Origin of the sequence: Vibrio floridensis, assembly GCF_021852965.1 — a bacterium.
GTDB classification, from domain to species: domain Bacteria; phylum Pseudomonadota; class Gammaproteobacteria; order Enterobacterales; family Vibrionaceae; genus Vibrio; species Vibrio floridensis.
Genome location: NZ_JAKGCY010000002.1, coordinates 58056 through 76577, shown reverse-complemented (window position 1 = coordinate 76577; position 18522 = coordinate 58056). Strand labels below are relative to the sequence as shown.

At 46.6% G+C, this 18522-nt stretch carries 14 protein-coding genes; 6 read left to right on the top strand and 8 right to left on the bottom strand.

Features of this window, described 5'->3' with window-relative positions; all coding sequences use genetic code 11:
- Positions 1-29 precede the first annotated feature (29 nt).
- Genes LZU85_RS04710 through rsmS form a run of 3 tightly spaced genes read left to right on the top strand, consistent with a single transcriptional unit; the run spans position 30 to position 1521 of the window.
- Positions 30-812 carry a sulfite exporter TauE/SafE family protein gene (locus tag LZU85_RS04710; RefSeq protein WP_176298554.1) on the top strand — a complete coding sequence of 261 codons (783 nt, stop codon included), beginning with the start codon at positions 30-32 and terminating at the stop codon, positions 810-812.
- Positions 809-1354 (top strand): primosomal replication protein, encoded by a 546-nt coding sequence (locus LZU85_RS04705; protein ID WP_176298555.1) that lies wholly within the window; start codon positions 809-811, stop codon positions 1352-1354. The genes LZU85_RS04710 and LZU85_RS04705 overlap by 4 nt, the downstream gene beginning before the upstream one ends.
- Complete coding sequence (gene rsmS, locus LZU85_RS04700) at positions 1354-1521, top strand: pleiotropic regulatory protein RsmS (RefSeq protein ID WP_237286513.1); 168 nt, start codon at positions 1354-1356, stop codon at positions 1519-1521. Before LZU85_RS04705 ends, rsmS begins: the two co-directional genes overlap by 1 nt.
- Before the next feature lie 44 nt (positions 1522-1565).
- Here rsmS and LZU85_RS04695 read toward each other — a convergent pair whose 3' ends face one another.
- Positions 1566-3683, bottom strand: coding sequence for a methyl-accepting chemotaxis protein (locus tag LZU85_RS04695; RefSeq protein WP_237286512.1), 2118 nt, complete (start codon positions 3681-3683; stop codon positions 1566-1568).
- 214 nt (positions 3684-3897) lie between these two features.
- Between LZU85_RS04695 and xthA the strand changes: the two genes are divergently transcribed.
- Complete coding sequence (gene xthA / locus LZU85_RS04690) at positions 3898-4704, top strand: exodeoxyribonuclease III (protein ID WP_237286511.1); 807 nt, start codon at positions 3898-3900, stop codon at positions 4702-4704.
- A gap of 86 nt (positions 4705-4790) precedes the next feature.
- Here xthA and LZU85_RS04685 read toward each other — a convergent pair whose 3' ends face one another.
- The 6 genes from LZU85_RS04685 to LZU85_RS04660 all read right to left on the bottom strand — a co-directional run bounded on the left by LZU85_RS04685 (position 4791) and on the right by LZU85_RS04660 (position 12503).
- Entirely contained in the window at positions 4791-7508 is a 2718-nt protein-coding gene (locus LZU85_RS04685; RefSeq protein ID WP_237286510.1) for an ImpA family metalloprotease, read from the bottom strand.
- Positions 7509-7654: 146 nt separating this feature from the next.
- Positions 7655-8332 (bottom strand): ABC transporter permease, encoded by a 678-nt coding sequence (locus LZU85_RS04680; protein WP_237286509.1) that lies wholly within the window; start codon positions 8330-8332, stop codon positions 7655-7657.
- Between the two features lie 6 nt (positions 8333-8338).
- Positions 8339-9079, bottom strand: a complete 741-nt coding sequence (locus LZU85_RS04675; protein ID WP_237286508.1) for an ABC transporter permease — start codon at positions 9077-9079, stop codon at positions 8339-8341.
- A gap of 90 nt (positions 9080-9169) precedes the next feature.
- Positions 9170-9940, bottom strand: coding sequence for an ABC transporter substrate-binding protein (locus LZU85_RS04670; RefSeq protein WP_303396466.1), 771 nt, complete (start codon positions 9938-9940; stop codon positions 9170-9172).
- A 152-nt stretch (positions 9941-10092) separates the two neighbouring features.
- Complete coding sequence (locus LZU85_RS04665) at positions 10093-10863, bottom strand: ABC transporter ATP-binding protein (RefSeq protein ID WP_237286507.1); 771 nt, start codon at positions 10861-10863, stop codon at positions 10093-10095.
- Positions 10864-11117: 254 nt separating this feature from the next.
- On the bottom strand, positions 11118-12503 hold the full coding sequence (locus LZU85_RS04660) for a flagellar sheath protein A (RefSeq protein WP_237286506.1): 1386 nt from the start codon (positions 12501-12503) through the stop codon (positions 11118-11120).
- Between the two features lie 468 nt (positions 12504-12971).
- On the opposite strand from LZU85_RS04660, the gene LZU85_RS04655 reads away from it, so the two are divergent.
- A complete protein-coding gene (locus tag LZU85_RS04655; RefSeq protein WP_176298565.1) occupies positions 12972-14519 on the top strand; it encodes a DUF3360 family protein in 1548 nt (515 codons plus the stop codon).
- Between the two features lie 288 nt (positions 14520-14807).
- On the top strand, positions 14808-17084 hold the full coding sequence (gene pflB, locus LZU85_RS04650; protein WP_176298566.1) for a formate C-acetyltransferase: 2277 nt from the start codon (positions 14808-14810) through the stop codon (positions 17082-17084).
- 69 nt (positions 17085-17153) lie between these two features.
- Here pflB and LZU85_RS04645 read toward each other — a convergent pair whose 3' ends face one another.
- Entirely contained in the window at positions 17154-18452 is a 1299-nt protein-coding gene (locus LZU85_RS04645) for an Hpt domain-containing protein (RefSeq protein ID WP_237286505.1), read from the bottom strand.
- Between the last annotated feature and the right edge of the window lie 70 nt (positions 18453-18522).

The window sequence follows — 18522 nt, the reverse complement described above, 5'->3', positions numbered from 1 at the left end:
ATTTAAATAAAAAGAAGAACTAATACCCTATGGAACTATTCGAACCAACCATGCTTGTGATACTCGCATTGGTTGCTTTCATCGCTGGATTTATTGATGCCGTCGCTGGTGGTGGGGGAATGCTCACTGTGCCTGCTCTCCTTTCATTGGGCTTGCCACCCCATATTGCTCTAGGTACCAACAAACTGGCGGCAACTTTTGCCTCTTCCACGGCGGCGTTTACTTATTATAAGAAGCAACTCTTTAAGCCTGAGTGTTGGCTACGAGCATTTGCTGCTACTTTAATAGGTGCAACCTTGGGAACGTTGTTGGTTGATGCCATTTCAACCGAATGGCTTGAGAAAATTCTGCCACTGATTATCTTAGCCGCGGCCATTTACACCATCTGGCACAAAGCGCCTGACGCTTCACACAACAGCACCACACCCAAACCGTGCCCAATGCTCCACAAAAAGCAGTATATTCAAGGGGCGACTCTGGGTTTTTACGATGGTGTCGCAGGTCCAGGCACTGGTGCGTTTTGGACTGTCAGCTCCATGGCTTTGTATAAACTGAATATTCTGCTAGCTTCAGGCCTCGCAAAGGCGATGAACTTCACCAGTAACCTTACTTCTTTAGTGATGTTTGCCCTGCTCGGTCACATCAATTGGGGACTGGGGCTAATTATGGGAATATGCCTGATGGCGGGGGCCTTTGTCGGCGCTCACTCCGCAATTCGCTTTGGCGCAAAGTTTATTCGTCCCGTTTTTGTTAGTGTAGTGAGCATTCTCGCGATAAAGCTCGCCTATGAAGCATGGTTTGTGACCTTATGAAGCTCAATGAAGTTGGACTGAAACTCGAGGAACTTGCGATGCAAGCGGCTCAACTGGACCGCCAGCGGGGTGAACATCATACCCCTTTGTTTGATGAGCGTTTGTTCGCCTGTCGTTCTCGCCTTTTAGTCCCTTGCGTCAAAGAGACCAAAGCAACACTCGATGCGCTGCTGCGTGAACAAAAAGAGCAGCGCCTGACCACCCAACGGGCAGCCTATTTGACCGAACAATTGGTATCTCAGCTTGCGGCCATTCAGCGTGAACTCTCAACCACCACCATTCGGAAAAACGAAATTAAACACGCCAGTCACTACCGCAAGCCCATTAACGTGCTTTACCAAGAACTTGCACAGCATCAGGAATGGACGCGTCGATTAAAAGAGATGGTGCTTGAGAAACAACGCGAGCTTGAAGCGGCTCCCGCTTTCCTGCGCACTCAAGCGCAGCAAGCGCTACTCACCACGGAACAACGTCTAGCACGCTGTCAGGCCGCTCTGCTTAAAATAGAAAATCAGATCACATTTAGAGAGAAGAACCAGTAATGAACGATTTGTCGCCTCCTCCTTTAGACCAAGCTCCTGATGACATTAAACTGGCGGTCGATCTGATCTATCTTTTGGAAAGCAATGAAGTCGATACTGAAGTAGCGCTCGCTGCACTCAAAATCGTTCAACAAGATTTAGAAGCAAAACTAAACAGGAAGGCTTAGAGCCTTCCTGTTTCGTTAGCAGCGTTCCACGCGGCTCGTGAGTATTACACCTTAAACTGCCCCATTAAGCGTTGCTGCTGTTGCGAGAGCGTTTCTATCATTTCTCCCGCTGATTGAGACTCTCCGGCTTGAGACAAAATCTGGCCACTGAGGTCACGGATGTTAGAAACACTTTGGTTTACCTCGGCCGACACCGCCTTTTGCTCTTCCGCCGCTTTCACTATTTGACTGTTCATATCGTTAATCGCCGCAATAGCGTCAAAGACACTTTGCAATTGCACCACCGCATTTTGCACTTCAGCTGCCGTGTGTTGGGCAAAAACATTCCCTTGGTTTATCGCCTCCACCACGGCTGTGGTGCCGTTTTGTACCTGGCTGATCACAGTGCGGATTTCCGCAACCGAATCTTGTGTACTGCTCGCTAGCTTGCGCACCTCATCCGCCACGACAGCAAAACCTCTGCCCTGCTCCCCAGCACGCGCGGCTTCTATCGCCGCATTGAGTGCCAACAAGTTAGTCTGCTCAGAAATGCCTTCGATCACCGCAAGAATGTCCGTAATATTGCCGTTGTTCTTAGCCAAATCTTCCACTACGGGCACCGCTTGGGTCATTTGTTCTACCAGCTTCAGCATCTCTTGCTCAGAACGCTCTATCACCTCTCGGCCACTCTTTGCCGCATGGCTAGCACGATTGGCGGCATCCACTGCGACCTCTGCATTTTGCACTACAAGGCTCGCGGTTTGAGTCATCTCTTCTGCGGCCGTTGCCACCATGTCCACCTCGCGGAACTGAGATTCACTGCTCATGCGAGTCTCCATCGCGGCACGCTTTGCACCCAGCGTTTGCTCAGCCAATTGCTGCGAGGTGTTAGCGACCTCACCGATGGTGCGTTGTAACTTATCTAAAAAAGCATTGAAACTCGATGCAAGTTGACCAATTTCATCTTGGCTTTTGACTGACAAACGTTGGGTCAAATCGCCTTCGCCAGATTCAATATCTTGCAAACTTTCAACGACGGTCTTTATCGGTTTCACTAATCTTGCAGCGGCAATTGCGATAGTGAACAAGCCAACCAAAACAAATATGGCCCCCACTAATAACTCAAATTTTATGCCTTCTGACACTTTCTCACTGATCACTTGATCAAGCGCTTCAACATCTTCTAACACCGCCGCTCTCGGCATTTCGAAAATCACGCCCCAAGTTTGATTGGCCACCGTCATTGGCGCAAACACCAATAACCACTCGCCATTTTTGCTCCAAGAAACGCTCTCACCCCCACCGTACAACCAATCCGTTAACATGTTGGCTGAAATGTTCGTACTGGAAAAAGAACTACCTACCTCTTTTGCGCCATCATCACTGGCGATCAGCGTGCCATCTAAGCTGACAATACTGATGTTGCCTTGCCCTTCAAACAAGCTGCGATCTGAATCTTGTGCAATCTGAATGAGTGAATCTAACCGTACGTCTATGCCCATGAAACCGATGGGATCACTGTCTACCAATATCGGCACCGATAGCGATGTGGTGAGGAACGAGCCACCATCTTGTTCTGTTTTGCGCGGGGAGGTAATACACGCTTGCGCCGAATTGAGCGGACAGGCAAAACGTTCACTATTTTGATCTGATTTTAACGTTGCTTCCGAAAGAACATTGGCAATGACGTTTTCGCCATTATTGGCCGTAACCCAGTAAGGCGCAAATTGTCCACGTTCGTTCGAGCCAACATATTCTGCACTCACGTAGTTTGAGTCTTCTCCATCAAGCATGTTCGGCTTGAAGACCAAGTACGCCCCTTGCATGGTTTTGAAATTGAGGACCGATTTGCGAACCATTTCATCCAAGGCGGTACGCAGTACTTCACTCTCACCAAAATTTTCTTCACTGTTGGTTTTGTAGAAGAGCGCGTTGGCCGCCAACATTTCTGCTCGATAGAGAGACTCGTTAAGAAACTCAACCACTTCAGTCGCATTAAGCAATGCCCTTGTTTTAACCAGTTGCTCAGACTTGCTGGTGACGGAGGCGGTACTTTGCTGCTTTAGCGTTTGCTGGTTGGTCATCGCGTTGTAAACAGAAAAACCAACCAAAGAAAGAGAGGTGACTAACAAGCAGAAACCCGACAGCAGGGTAATTTTCCACTGAACAGAGAGAGTTCGCATACTACATCCTTATTCGCAAACAAACGTGGCTTAACTTTTGATTTATTTGCTTTCCATTAAAGCATAATTTATCTCGATATCAATTAGATTTGTTACAAATTTGTAGCACATCATTGTGCCATTTGTGTGAGCGATTGCAGCGATTCGTTTTCTCTTCTTGAAGTCACAAAATGGGATGGTAACATCGTCTAAAACGCATCAATCAGGAAAGAAAATGAAAATCGTCAGCTTCAACATCAATGGGTTACGAGCTCGCCTTCATCAACTTCAAGCACTAATCGATAAGCATCAACCCGATGTGATCGGCCTACAAGAAATCAAAGTTCACGACGAAGCCTTTCCCATCGAAGACGTCGAAGTAATGGGCTATAAAGTCTACTTTCATGGCCAAAAGGCGCACTACGGTGTGGCTCTGTTGTGTAAGCAAGAGCCTATCGAGATCCAAAAAGGGTTCCCAACCGACAACGACGAACATCAGAAGCGCATGATCATCGGGACTTTTCTTGATGAGAAGGGTGAAAAAGTGACGGTGTTGAACGGCTATTTTCCGCAAGGGGACAACATCGCGCACGAAACCAAGTACCCTTATAAACGCCAGTTTTACAAAGATTTGATGGGATATCTAACCACTCACAGAGACAACGGTGAGCAAGTGGTTGTGATGGGCGATATCAATATTAGCCCAATCGATGCCGACATCGGCATTGGTGAAGTGAACCGCAAACGCTGGTTAAAAACGGGCAAATGTTCGTTCCAGCCTGAGGAGCGTGAGTGGTTACAAACCTTATTGGATTGGGGGTTAGAAGATACGTTCCGCAAACTGCACCCAAGTGTGGATGATAAGTTCTCGTGGTTTGACTACCGTTCAAAAGGCTTTGACGATAATCGTGGCCTGCGCATTGATGTGATTCTTGCTACACCATCGTTAGTGGCCAAGTGCCGAGAATCCGATATCGATTACGAGCTACGCGGCATTGAAAAACCTTCAGATCACGCGCCTATTTGGGCAACCTTTGAGTAACCCGTATTCGTTCATCGACATAAAGCAATCGACTTAAAATCAGAGAGGAGCTAAGGCTCCTCTCTTGTTTTCACGGCTGGCTAATTCTACGGCCAAGCGGTTACACCATCGACTGGCACAAATTGCTTCGCAAAGTCAGTTGTACAGTAACCGGTGTTGGAGGAGACAAAGTAGTTCAGTGGCATCGCAGGATGATTGTGAGTAATCACTTGCTGCTTCGCTTTATCACTGAAGGTGAACCCCCACATATTGAGATACGCCCGCATGTCTCGCTCGGCAATGTAGCTCAGCGCGACCAGTAGCCAATCATTGTTACTGATCGCATTGGCTTCATCCAACGAATACTGGCTAAAGCCGATGAACTCTTTCCTCGTCTCCCACAACTCAGCACTGCCTTTCAAACGATTGAACTCACGCTCAATTAAGTGCAAGCGGCCCAACAAGTGCCAGCCATCGTTTAAGATGCCTTGTGGCTGCTGAGCTGCCATCATCATCTGAATGTAAACGCGCGCCCCCCAACTCCAGCCGGTTTGATTTTGTGCGGCCATAAAGGCATTGGGATCCGCCTGCTGACGGCTCTGCTGCAACAGCTCATATTGTCCTTTAAAATCTAGAGACTGGCACTGAGACTCCTTGCCTGTGTCTATAAAATACTGAGACTTGCTGTAATAAGAGTAATAGTTGGTGGTGGAATGCCCTTCCCAACCAGCAAAACGAAAACGGCCTTTTTCTAACCCATGACCAAGCTCATGTAAATCGCCATGGCCCACTGGGCTAAATGCCCAATACGCATCGTACGGATTGCCAGAGCAACCGTACCCACAGGTGGCTTGATCGGCATTCATGTGTTTCACCATATCGATGGTTTCTACCTGCCAACCTTTGCTTTCGCCGTAGGTTTGCACTTGCTCAAACACCTCAATGCCTGGGCCTTTAAAGCCAGCTAACGCATGCGGGAAATTGTGCATGTATCGCTCTGTCGCTTGTGCCATGGCAGCGGCATTTCCCGCCCACTCTGTTGCCGAGATCGACTGCAGCATTTTGTCGCGTTTTGAATGGACTTCAAATCCCGGTGTGATCAGCTCTGCCCAATCAAACTGGTCTTGGTTCAGTTGCGCGGCAAACAGCTCATTATCCTCAGCACTTCTCCAAACGGGGTGTTGCGCCACATTGGTGAACAGCAATTCAACGGGGAGATCGTTGGTATCAAAATGGACTTGAATCGGCCCGCCGTAAGGAGAGGTTAAACGGATCGTCTCATCTCTCTTAATCTCATAAGTGGTTGAGGTGAGGTGTTTAGGCCGGCTATACCCCTCTTTTGAAAACTCGTGGGTTGCTCCACTTCGAAGTGAGTTAATCGCAATCGACACCTTCACCGCGCTGTTATCTCGACGCGTGATTTGGAACGTTTCGCCAGGCAAGGCGTACACGCCTGCAGAGCGGAAGTTGCGTTTCGATTCCAACTGAACCGTTTTGCTGATCCGCGCGATCTCAGCACCAAATTCACTGCGGCTAAAATTACCCATATTCGTCTGTTTTGGGTTGATCGAGCGAGAATGATATTGGACATAATCGGCAAAATAGGATTTTAAGAACTCAAGCGATGCTGTGGTCGATTTATCCATCGGAAACACCACGTCCTGGCGATAACGATCCGCCAGCAGCACCATCAGTTTCTCGTATTGGTAATCTGCGGTTTTAAACAGATCGACTTGGCGTCGATCCAAAGACAATAAATGGTTGCGAATAGAGTTTGCCGCAGGATAGAACTCACTGTCCATGTTGGCGCTTTCTGGACATGATTTGTCATCGCACTGCGTAAGATCCACAGTGAAACTGTCATTGGCCAAACGGGTGAGCAACGCTTGTTGGGCGGCAATTTCTTGGGGAACTGAGCCCTTCAGCGATAAGGCATTCCATTGGCTAATACCCAATTTTCGCCAATAGTTATCACCGACATAACTGACATGGAAAAGCTCAAACAACGCGTTACCTAGCTCTGTCATGCCACCATCCCAATGCAAATAAAGGATGGGAATACCCTCAGCCTGCGCTTTCTCAACGGCACTTTTGACAGTCGCCACTGAATCCCCACTGTTCATATGCTGGGATAAAATCAGCAAATCAGGCTTTGCCGCGACACACGCCAGCAGCTTTTCGCCATCACACTGGTTGGCTTCGTTAAAGCTAACCGCTTCGCCATATCGTTTACTTAACCAATTTCTTGTTGCTTGCTCATCGGGGAAATAATGCGATTGATCCATCTGCGCGATCACCACGTTCGTCCTTTGCTTCAATGAGCCACCATTTAGCCAGACCAACAGGTTATCCAGCCAAATCTCCATATCACTGTTTACGGATGTCAGGAAACGTTGAGCCGTGCGAAAAGGATTGCTCCCTAAGACGGCATAGCGCTGATCATTGGTTCTAAAGCCAGCGACACCAATGGTTAACACTTGGTCTTTATACCCATCAGCCATCGCTTTGTTTGTCTGTAAAACCGCTTGGTTAAAGCCGTAGGTAGACTGAAGAATGGCCGCATCGTGGGTAGGGTCCCAATGAAGAGAGGACGTGTTCGCCGCTAATTGCTGCCACAATGCATCGCTGCGTTGTTGAGTCTGCGCAACATAACGCTGACTGGCTTGAATAAATTCATTTGGATCGGACACCAGCAAGGCATTTCCACTTTCAAGCGCCCGCTCTACATCCGTTTTGACTTGCTCTGTTGAGCCACCCGCACCACTCTCCCCGCCACAAGCGGTGATAGTTAGTGTCAGAAGAGTGCAATAAAAAATACTTTTCATTTTATAAATAATTGTTTTTGTTTACTTAATTGTAGTTCACCACAGCATAACGGCAACCAACACACTCTATTTGATTATTTATTTTGAACTAACCTAACAAAACGGCACCCCAAAAGGTGCCGTTCTAGATAAGCAAAACGCGGGGGTTAACTGAGTGGTCTGAGGTAGGCAAGGAAACGTTTCTCAGCATTTTTGAATACCCAAAGGATCAAGAACGTCAGCGACATGTAGAACAAGCCTGCGGTTAGAAACGATTCAAACGGTGCGTAGTAACGCGAGTTGACCAATCGAGCTGCACCCGTGAGATCGAGAATGGTCACAATCCCCGCCACCGCACTGCCATGCAGCATAAAAATCACTTCATTACTGTATGCTGGTAATGCACGACGCAACGCACTGGGTAGCACAATGCGGCGATAGGCCATCCAATGGCTCATACCATAGGCCTTTGCGGCTTCGACTTCCCCTTTCGGCAAGCCATTGATCGCGCCACGAATAATTTCGGCGGTATACGCTGAGGTGTTCAAAACAAACGCGACCAAGGCACAGAACCAAGCATTTTCCCAAAGCGTATCTTTCACGGGGAAAAACTGATCCATACCGTAGTAAATCAAATAAAGTTGAACCAACAGAGGTGTGCCACGGAAAAAATAGATGTATCCCCAAGCCGGCAAGCTCACCAAGTAGTTACGGCTGTTTCTCCCGATGGCGAGCGGGATGGCAACGCCTAAACCAATCACCAGTGAAAGTGCCACCAACCAAGCGGTTGTCCAAAGGCCTTCGAGATAGATAGGAAAGCTTTCTACGATTAATGAAAAGTCCATCGTTACCTACCTCGTATGAATACTGAACTTACGCTCTAGGACTTTCAAACAGCCCGTAGAAACGCTGGTAAAGAAGAGGAAAATCAATGCCACTGCCATATAAAAAGTAAATGGCATTTTGGTTGAGCCTGCGGCGAGTGAGCCTACACGCACCATGTCTTCCAAACCAATAATGGACACCAGTGCGGTGGTTTTAAGCAGCACCAACCAGTTATTACCAAAGCCGGGTAGCGCATGGCGAATCATTTGTGGCAGCAGTATGCGGCGAAATGCCAATGCCGAGCTCATCCCGTACGCTTTTGCCGCTTCAAGCTCACCCTTATCGACCGCCATGATGGCACCGCGGAAGGTTTCCGCCATGTACGCGCCGAAGATAAAGCCTATGGTCAACACACCGGCAATAAAAGGGCTCACGTCTACATAGTCAGGAAGGTAGGAGACCCATTCATGCGTGGGATCACTTGATGTAAACCACTCGTTGAGCCACTCATTAATGGCATAGAGAGAGTTATTAAGAAAAATCTGGCCACCGAAGAAAATCAGCATCATCAACACCAGATCAGGAATCCCTCTGATGATGGTGGTGTAAAGAGTGGCGATGGCACGCGCCCAACGATAAGGTGCCATTTTGGCAAGCGCGCCCAGCATGCCAAGTAACATGGCGAGCACAAGGGAAAGTAATGCTACTTCGATGGTCAACACGGCCCCTTTAAAGATAGAGGCTTCATATCCTTGTAAATCCAGCATAGGTCAGTTCCTAATCCCTAGAATCTAGAATCCTAATTGCCGGGTACATCCAGGAACGAACCGGCAATTAGGGCGAGAGTTCAGCGGTGATTAGTCGCCGTACACGTCATACTTGAAGTATTTCGCAGCGATTTGCTGATAAACACCTTTTTCACGTAGTGACAGAATCGCAGCATCCAGTTGTTTAGTCAGTTCTTTATCTTGCTTACGAACCGCAATACCAAAGCCTTCACCAAACCACTTTGGATCCGTTAGTGATGGGCCAACAAACTCGTAGCCTTCACCACCCGCTTTGTTCAGCACGCCCTCTTCCAATGCCGAAGCATCACCCAATACTGCGGCAATACGGCCATTGGCGAGGTCGAGATACGCTTCATCGAACGAACCGTAACGTACAATATCAACGTTCTTGCCATAGTTATCGGTTAGGTATTTGTCGTGAGTGGTTGCGCGTTGAACACCGATTTTTACGCCGCTCAGTTTGTCAAAGTCCAAGCCTGCATCTTTCTTAGCGATGAATTTGTTTGGAATGAGCGCGTATTTACCGGTGAAATCGACTTTTTGCTTACGCTCTTCTGTAATCGACATCGCTGCGATAATCGCATCGTATTTGCGAGCCAATAGTGACGGGATAATGCCGTCCCAATCTTGCGCGACGATCTTACATTGCACTTTCATCTCTTCACACAAGGCATTCGCCATATCGACGTCAAAGCCTTTTAATGAACCATCGGCTTCTGTCCAGCTAAATGGAGGGTACGCCCCTTCAATGCCAAAGCGAACCGTTTTCCATTCCTTCGCCTGAGCGATACCCGACACTGCGGTTGCGGCCAATGTTGCTGCAAGTAACCACTTCTTCATATCCATACTCCTGTGATTGTTTTTGTATTGCGATGTTGTGTTTCGTTTTTAGGTTCTAGGTTCTAGGTTCTAGGTTCTAGGTTCTAGGTTCTAGGTTCTAGGTTCTAGGTTCTAGGTTCTAGGTTCTAGTACGATAGAAGGCCATCACCCTTTTAATAAATCGATGAAATAAACTGCTTTAAACGCTCTGACTCTGGATTGGTGAACAGTTTTGACGGTGCGCCTTGTTCTTCAACCAATCCTTGATGTAGGAACATGACATGATTTGACACATCACGAGCAAACGCCATTTCATGGGTTACCACTAGCATGGTGCGGCCTTCATCAGCCAGATCTCGCATTACCCCCAACACTTCACCAACCAACTCTGGGTCGAGCGCCGATGTCGGTTCGTCAAACAGCATCACTTCAGGGTCAACGGCAAGGGCGCGAGCAATCGCAGCACGTTGCTGCTGACCACCAGACAAGTGACCTGGGTAGTAATCTTTGCGCTCATACAAGCCGACTTTTTTCAGCAGGACTTCTGCTTTTTCGATCGCCTCGGCTTTAGGTACACCCAGTACATGAACGGGCGCTTCAATCACATTTTGTAGCACCGTCATGTGAGACCAGAGGTTAAAGCCCTGAAAAACCATCGCCAAGCGCGAACGGATGCGCTGGACTTGCTTTTCATTGGCCGGAACCGCCTCACCCGCACGGTTGTTTTTCATCTGGATTAATTCGCCATTAACCCAAATTTCACCCGCGGTGGGCGTTTCTAGTAAGTTGATGCATCTAAGGAAGGTACTCTTACCGGAGCCGGAAGAGCCAATGATGGAAATAACGTCCCCTTTATGTGCAGCAAGTGAAATGCCTTTTAGCACTTCATTCTGACCAAACGTTTTGTGCAGTTGTTTGATATCCAGCGCTGGTACTTCATGCATGCGCTTGTACTCCCTGTGTTTTTTGTCACTGCCAAGGCACTCCGGCCCCTTTAATGGATACAAACTAGCATCCTATCAATTGAGTTGCAACAAATTATTAACCTGCATTTTTAGCATAGTTAAAAACGAAAAGTAGATTTATATTCACAATTTAGCAATATATTCTTTTAACAATGCATAGCGGGCATAAAAAAAGCCTCCATGGGGAGGCTATTTAAGATTGATGAATGTCACGTCATTACAATTTATTTACATCAACGAGCTAGCGATGTGAATGACGCGGTTTGTGACAAATAAGAACTCAGTTCCTTATCACTTGGCGGAATAACAAACGCTACGATATCTTCGCTTTCATATTGACGTAAAAGATTTTGTAGCTGCTTCTCACTCAACTCATCGATGTCAAATAGTTCTGTCTTTAGAGATTCTGGCATAACTGCCGACAAATCCTCGAAGCCCAAATCTGGAACTATTATTTCGCCGCTAACTGATTCACCAACAACCACATGCTCTAAGGTCTTTAGTGAGGATCCAGAACCAGAAGACTGCGTATACTTAGCGCGAATCAACAATCTACCAGATGAGGCAACGCCACTTGTCACTATCACTCCTTTGGATGATGCATTAGTGACAACAGGCGCAATATCAGAAACGGTAAGCGTATTCGGCAACCCGATATCAAGCGCAGATGAAAAAGCGCCGTTCAACTTAAGCGACCAGTTTTCAGCCATACCACTAGCTGAATAATGCCAATTTTGCTCGTTGGATGTGATATCAAAAGGTTGGACAGTTGAAACAGCGGGTTCGGTCCAAAAGTTAACATGATTGTTTTTGGCTACGTATATTTTTAGCGAGTCCAAGCGAGAGTTACCCGTTAAACCATCACTCCATGTCACCGTTGTGTCAAGAGGCTCTAACATTACCTGCGCCTGATTTGTGTTTAGATTGGTTGCGAATCCATAGCCATTTAATGTTCCCGTTAGAAAGCTCTTAACAAGAACAGGTTCATTCGTGTTTGTCGTGACATTTTTTATGTTAGAAGAAACAATTCCTGAATCAAACTGGGACGAAAGATACTGAAAACCATTCGCGCCATTCGGCAGGTTAGAAGTAAATACTGCAACATCAGCTGAAACTGTCGCTAACTCTTTTCCGTCTTTATAACAGCCAACATTACCTTGGTTTCGTTCAATTTGAATTAACTGATTTTCTAGGAATTGCTTCTGAATCGACATAACAGAATAAAACGGTTTTGAATCAGAAGGTGAATCGATAATAGAAACAAATCCCCCATCTTCGAGCTTATGTTTATCAATTTTCAGTACACCCGATTCATTCGGCACGAGTTTTAGATTGTTATCTATCGCCCCATTAGCTTTATGAGCGACCACACGGACATCACTCGCCAACTTAGCATACGTCAACTCAGTCGGCGTAGTGCTCGTATCTTTGGACAAAACAGTACATCCGCTAGGAACTGACAGTTGCTTACCAACTTTTTGAATAAATTGTAAAGAGACATAGTCCGTTGGCGAAGGCGCTGGAGTTGGAGCACTCCCGCCATCACTACTGCTACTACCACAACCCATTAATCCAGCAGAAATCATGGCCACCAGCGGCATCATTTTAAATTTTGTCATTCTCTCATCCTGATACGGCAACATTTCGCCAAATAAAAATCACTGACGGCTTTCTTGCAAAAATAGCGCCAACTTGTGTTATTCCCTACTCACTATCCGCTCAATAATGCTCACCAAGACGCATATCCGTTAAAATTTATCTAAAAATAGCCCCGCTCTGAAAGCAAATTACACATAAAAACCAAGGACTTTTCGCATACTGGCTACTTTCTGTAGTTTTCTTTCACATCTTTTCTTAAAGTGATCTAAATCAATCATCCTAAAGGGTTAACTTGCTAGACTCGGCGGTAAAGTTGAGGCTGATCCCAGTCATCAAAAATAGTAAAACTTAGCCATACTTAGGCACGTAGCCTTCGTGCGACAATAGAGCAAACACCTAGCGATGGCTATTGTTAGGACAAAACCGCAGGAAGCGGAACACTAGAATTCAGAAAGAATTACTAACTTTTATAAATATATGAGGAATCTATGTCAGACGCAGTGAATAAAGTGCATTCTGATTCAGATATTGAAACGAAGAGCTACAGTGAGCTTCATCGCCCAGCATCTGAATTTGCCAGCCGCTCAGACTACCTAGACCACGAACTGCAAATCATGAAACCACGCCGTTTCGGTTTGAACCTTCCTGGTCGTGACTTCCGTTTTGAACTTGAGGACCTTGTTCCTGCGCTTGCTGGTACTATCGGTATTATTGCGATGTACTCTGCAGTAATGATGTCTTGGGCGGACGGTTTAACTCAAGCTTGGGACCACGTTAACTTAGGTAAAGAATTTGCTATCGAAGTGGCGCGTGTGGAAATGTTGTTCCCTGCGTTATTCTTCTGTGTTATCGCTTCTGGCTTCGTGAACCCACGAGCCAACTTAGCGGGTAACCACGGTCCAATGATCCCTCTTATCGGCGCGATTGCTCTCGCTGGTGCTCACCCTCTTGCATTGGCACTTCTACTTGGCGTGTTTGGTCTACTACTGAGCTACTTTAAAGGTGGTTCTAAACTGGTGAACCTGACCTCCGAAGGTACGGCAGGCGGCTTGTTGATCTTCCTCGGCTTTACTGGGACGATGAGCCAAATTACTTCCATTCAAGAATGGGCCGTTGGCTTGCAATCTGCTGACGTGGCTGCTGGCAGCCTAGGCTACATTGGTTTGGTTGTGCTTGGCATTAACATCGTTATTTACGCACTGCTTGCTAAACTGAACCTGCGTTGGTTGGCAATCCCTGTGTGTGCGTTTACCGGCTTGGTGATTGCACTTGCACTTGGTGCGGGCTTCGATCTTAAGTTCGAAACGGAAATGGGCCTACCTAACCTTAACCCAGTTTACTGGTGGGGCAGCACAGAAACCGGTTGGCAACTTGGCCTACCAACACTGCAGCACTTTATCGCTTCTCTACCATTTGCGATTCTAGCGGTAGCAATGTGGTCTCCAGATTTCCTTGGCCACCGTATTTTCCAAGAATTGAACTATCCTAAGAAGACTGAAAAAGTATTGATGGATGTCGATGACACTATGACCATGTGTTCTATCCGTCAAATGGTGGGTACTGCGCTTGGTGGTGGTAACATCACATCATCTTGGGGTACCTACATGATCCCAGCTGCGATTGCGAAGCGTCCAATCCCTGGCGGTGCGATTATCCTAGGCTGTTTGGTGATGACGATTGCGGTTCTTGGTTTCCCAATGGACGTTGCGGTATGGCCACCAGTAATGCGCTGTGCGCTGCTAGTGGGTGTATTCCTACCGCTACTTGAAGCGGGTATGCAGATGGTTCGTAGCACAAAAGATTCACAAGCAGCGGGTATCTGTATCTTCGGTTCTGCGGTTGTGAACCCTGTACTTGCATGGGCACTGACTATGCTACTAGATAATAATGGCCTAATCGGCGACAAAGAGCGTGCATCTAAACTGTCTTTTGTCGATAAAGTAGTGATTCCGGGTGGTGTTCTTATTATCTGTCTAGTTGCTATGCTTGCTGTAGGTATGCTAGAAAGCCAATACGGCATCAAAGCTTGGCTATAAGCTTTCAAAAAAAGTGTGGGTGGTGCTGGTCACCACCCAAATTTTTTTGAATTTAACTGGCTTTTATTGATTTAGTTTAAGGTTTGCAAAAAAATTTTAGTATACCCTAGAGGCAAGTTGATAAGGCAAGACGTGTAACTCAGTGACAATATGTATCGTTTTATGAACAGTTCGCAAATCGATACATATTGTTATTCATAAGAGTGTACTGCTCCTCTTTAATATGAGGATGGCTGGCTCAACAGCCACAACAGTACGTGTTTTTTCTACTAAAAAGGTAGGTATGTCATGGCAGAGCAATTTGCTAAAGCTTGGGAAGGTTTTGCAGCAGGTGACTGGCAAAACGAAGTAAACGTTCGTGATTTCATTCAAAAGAACTACACTCCGTACGAAGGCGACGAATCTTTCCTAGTTTCTGAAGGTACTGAAGCGACTAACAAGCTTTGGGCTAAGGTAATGGAAGGTATCAAAGTTGAAAACTCAACTCACGCTCCAGTTGATTTCGATACTGACCTAATCTCTACCATCACTGCTCACGATGCAGGCTACATTGAAAAAGATCTAGAGACTATCGTTGGTCTACAAACTGACGCACCTCTAAAACGCGCTATCATCCCTAACGGTGGTATCCGCATGGTTGAAGGTTCTTGTAAAGTTTACGGTCGTGAACTAGACCCTCAAATCTCTAAAATCTACACTGAATACCGTAAAACACACAACGCTGGTGTATTCGATATCTACACTCCAGATATCCTAGCTTGTCGTAAGTCTGGTGTTCTAACTGGTCTTCCAGATGCTTACGGCCGTGGTCGTATCATCGGTGACTACCGCCGTGTTGCCCTATACGGTATCGACTTCCTAATGAAGGACAAACTGGCTCAATTCAAGTCTCTACAAGCGCGTTTTGAGAACGGTGAAGATCTTCAAATGACGATGCAACTTCGTGAAGAGATTGCTGAGCAACACCGCGCTCTAGGTCAAATGAAAGTGATGGCAGCGAAATACGGTTACGATATTTCTCGCCCAGCTGAAACTGCACAAGAAGCTATCCAGTGGACTTACTTCGGCTACCTAGCGGCTGTTAAGTCTCAAAATGGTGCTGCAATGTCTCTAGGCCGTACTTCTACGTTCCTAGACGTGTACATCGAGCGTGATATCGCTGCTGGTAAGATCACTGAAGTTGAAGCTCAGGAAATGATCGACCACTTCGTAATGAAACTACGTATGGTTCGTTTCCTACGTACTCCTGAGTACGATGATCTATTCTCTGGCGACCCAATCTGGGCAACAGAATCTATGGGTGGTATGGGTCTTGACGGTCGTACGCTAGTAACGCGTTCAAACTTCCGTTTCCTAAACTCTCTATACACTATGGGTCCTTCTCCAGAGCCAAACATCACTGTACTTTGGTCTGAGCAACTACCTGAAGGCTTCAAGAAGTTCTGTGCGAAAGTCTCTATCGATACTTCTTCAATCCAGTACGAAAACGACGACCTAATGCGTCCAGACATGAACTCTGACGACTACGCAATCGCATGTTGTGTATCTCCAATGGTTGTTGGTAAGCAAATGCAGTTCTTCGGCGCTCGTGCAAACCTTGCAAAAACGATGCTTTACGCAATCAACGGTGGTGTTGATGAGAAGCTGAAAATGCAAGTTGGTCCAGTAATGCCTAAGATCACTTCAGAAGTCCTAAGCTTCGACGAAGTGTGGAGCAGCCTAGACCACTTCATGGATTGGCTAGCTAAGCAGTACGTTGCTGCACTAAACGCAATCCACTTCATGCACGACAAGTACAGCTACGAAGCAGCGCTAATGGCACTACACGATCGTGACGTTTACCGCACAATGGCTTGTGGTATCGCTGGTCTATCTATCGCAGCTGACTCACTATCTGCAATCAAGTACGCGAAAGTGAAACCAATTCGTGACGAAGATGGCGTAGCAATCGACTTCGAAATCGAAGGCGACTACCCTAAATTCGGTAACAACGATGCTCGCGTAGATGATATCGCTTGTGAACTTGTTGAAGTGTTCATGAACAAGATCCGTAAGCTGAAGACATACCGTGACGCGGTTCCTACTCAGTCTATCCTAACTATCACTTCTAACGTGGTATACGGTAAGAAGACAGGTAACACGCCAGACGGTCGTCGCGCAGGTGCTCCATTTGCACCAGGTGCAAACCCAATGCACGGTCGTGATGAGAAAGGTGCGGTAGCGTCTCTAACTTCAGTAGGTAAACTACCGTTTGCACACGCTAAAGATGGTATCTCTTACACCTTCTCTATCGTACCTAACGCTCTAGGTAAAGATGAGAACTCACAACGTGCTAACCTTGCAGGCTTGATGGATGGTTACTTCCACCACGAAGCAGGCATCGAAGGCGGTCAACACTTGAACGTAAACGTTCTAAACCGTGACACGCTTCTAGACGCAGTTAAGCACCCAGAGAAGTACCCACAGCTGACTATCCGTGTATCTGGATACGCAGTTCGCTTTAACTCTCTAACTGCAGAACAGCAGCAAGACGTTATCGCGCGTACTTTCACTGAATCTCTATAATCTAGAGCTCAGTTAGAAAAAACCGGCACTCAGTTGCCGGTTTTTTTATGCGCCCTAGAATGCCATGGGTTAATGAATGGCCACGTTGCCATTAATCAGTTGCTGAGCATATTCGATGGTTTTGGCTAAACTGCTTTTTAACGTCTCGAGTTGTTGCGCTGTAGGTTCACGCCCTTCTTTCATCGCCATTTCAATCTCCATCGACACCACTTTCAGCTCGTCCGCACCCAAACTTGCGGCAACGCCTTTCAGACTATGTACAATTCGCTGTGCGCGCTCTCTATCAGTTTGCATGGCTTCAAGAAAGTGGCGATGCTCATTAGAGTGATCTTGCACAAACACTCTCAATAACAGCAATACTGACTCTTTATCGCCAGAGAGTGAATCCATCATCAGATCCACGTTAATGGGCAACAAGGATGCGGGTTCCTTAGCCAGAGATTCCGTGTGACTTTGTGCTAAAGGTTCCCTTTCTGCCGGCAAAGGCGTCGTTTGTGCCAAATCTGCCATGGGTAACGAGGGTTCCGTTCGAAACTCCGCATTTGTGTTATTCTCTCGTTTCCCACTCGCTGCTATTTTGTTGCCGTTTTCTTCTGTCTGTTTAGACCCAAGCTGTAACACCAATAGCCCAAGAAAACCAAGCAAGCTGCTGATCACCACCATCGCCATTGCTCGATAAACTAACCGATGGTATTGCTCTTCAAGCCAAGATTGCTGGTTGTAAACTTCATGATTGCTTATTTGGTGAACCAAATGATTTATCTCTGCATTTCTCCCCAACACGATGGCGGTTTGAGCAAGCAGCTTCTGAAAAGGCACTCTTTGTTCATCAGGTAAGGAGGCTGAAGTCAGTACCAAATCATCAATATCTTTGAACACAGCGGCGATACGGATCGAACTGCTTAAAGTGGCTTCTGATACGTAGGAACCGAGCAAAGCAAATAGTAGTAAACCTTCGTTTCTCGCGTATTGATTGCGTTGATCACGAATCTCTGAAACCAACTCCGACAACTCACTTTCAATCTCGAGCATGGCGTTAACACTGTCGAGATAACGATCGGTGGAATGAAGAAACTGGGAAATGTCTGGCGCAAACAGGGAATCAACGTAGTTGGCTTGCAGTTGAATTCGAAGGGCATAAATGAGTTGTATATCCAGTGAGATTTCATCTTGCCGTTGAATACGCTGCTCTCGATCGTAAGCAAATGATGCATGAACTTCTTCAAGTTTATTGCCAATTTCTTCAATTGCATCGACGACCGTGCGCATATTGGTCACTTGAATAAAAATGAAAGAAACAGCGCACAACCAGGCTATGAAAATGCCTAATGAGTAACGAAATGCCCGCGAGCGGCTCAACCAAACCATGTTTCATCCTTGTTCAGAAAAACTCATTCCTTTTTAAGCTTATAACACTAACAGCTAACATGTTGTGAGG

Excerpts from the sequence above, each read along its gene's own strand:
- LZU85_RS04710 (WP_176298554.1), top strand. The coding sequence starts at position 30 with ATGGAACTATTCGAACCAACCATGCTTGTGATACTCGCATTGGTTGCT.
- LZU85_RS04705 (WP_176298555.1), top strand. The coding sequence starts at position 809 with ATGAAGCTCAATGAAGTTGGACTGAAACTCGAGGAACTTGCGATGCAA.
- rsmS (WP_237286513.1), top strand. The coding sequence starts at position 1,354 with ATGAACGATTTGTCGCCTCCTCCTTTAGACCAAGCTCCTGATGACATT.
- LZU85_RS04695 (WP_237286512.1), bottom strand. The coding sequence starts at position 3,683 with ATGCGAACTCTCTCTGTTCAGTGGAAAATTACCCTGCTGTCGGGTTTC.
- xthA (WP_237286511.1), top strand. The coding sequence starts at position 3,898 with ATGAAAATCGTCAGCTTCAACATCAATGGGTTACGAGCTCGCCTTCAT.
- LZU85_RS04685 (WP_237286510.1), bottom strand. The coding sequence starts at position 7,508 with ATGAAAAGTATTTTTTATTGCACTCTTCTGACACTAACTATCACCGCT.
- LZU85_RS04680 (WP_237286509.1), bottom strand. The coding sequence starts at position 8,332 with ATGGACTTTTCATTAATCGTAGAAAGCTTTCCTATCTATCTCGAAGGC.
- LZU85_RS04675 (WP_237286508.1), bottom strand. The coding sequence starts at position 9,079 with ATGCTGGATTTACAAGGATATGAAGCCTCTATCTTTAAAGGGGCCGTG.
- LZU85_RS04670 (WP_303396466.1), bottom strand. The coding sequence starts at position 9,940 with ATGAAGAAGTGGTTACTTGCAGCAACATTGGCCGCAACCGCAGTGTCG.
- LZU85_RS04665 (WP_237286507.1), bottom strand. The coding sequence starts at position 10,863 with ATGCATGAAGTACCAGCGCTGGATATCAAACAACTGCACAAAACGTTT.
- LZU85_RS04660 (WP_237286506.1), bottom strand. The coding sequence starts at position 12,503 with ATGACAAAATTTAAAATGATGCCGCTGGTGGCCATGATTTCTGCTGGA.
- LZU85_RS04655 (WP_176298565.1), top strand. The coding sequence starts at position 12,972 with ATGTCAGACGCAGTGAATAAAGTGCATTCTGATTCAGATATTGAAACG.
- pflB (WP_176298566.1), top strand. The coding sequence starts at position 14,808 with ATGGCAGAGCAATTTGCTAAAGCTTGGGAAGGTTTTGCAGCAGGTGAC.
- LZU85_RS04645 (WP_237286505.1), bottom strand. The coding sequence starts at position 18,452 with ATGGTTTGGTTGAGCCGCTCGCGGGCATTTCGTTACTCATTAGGCATT.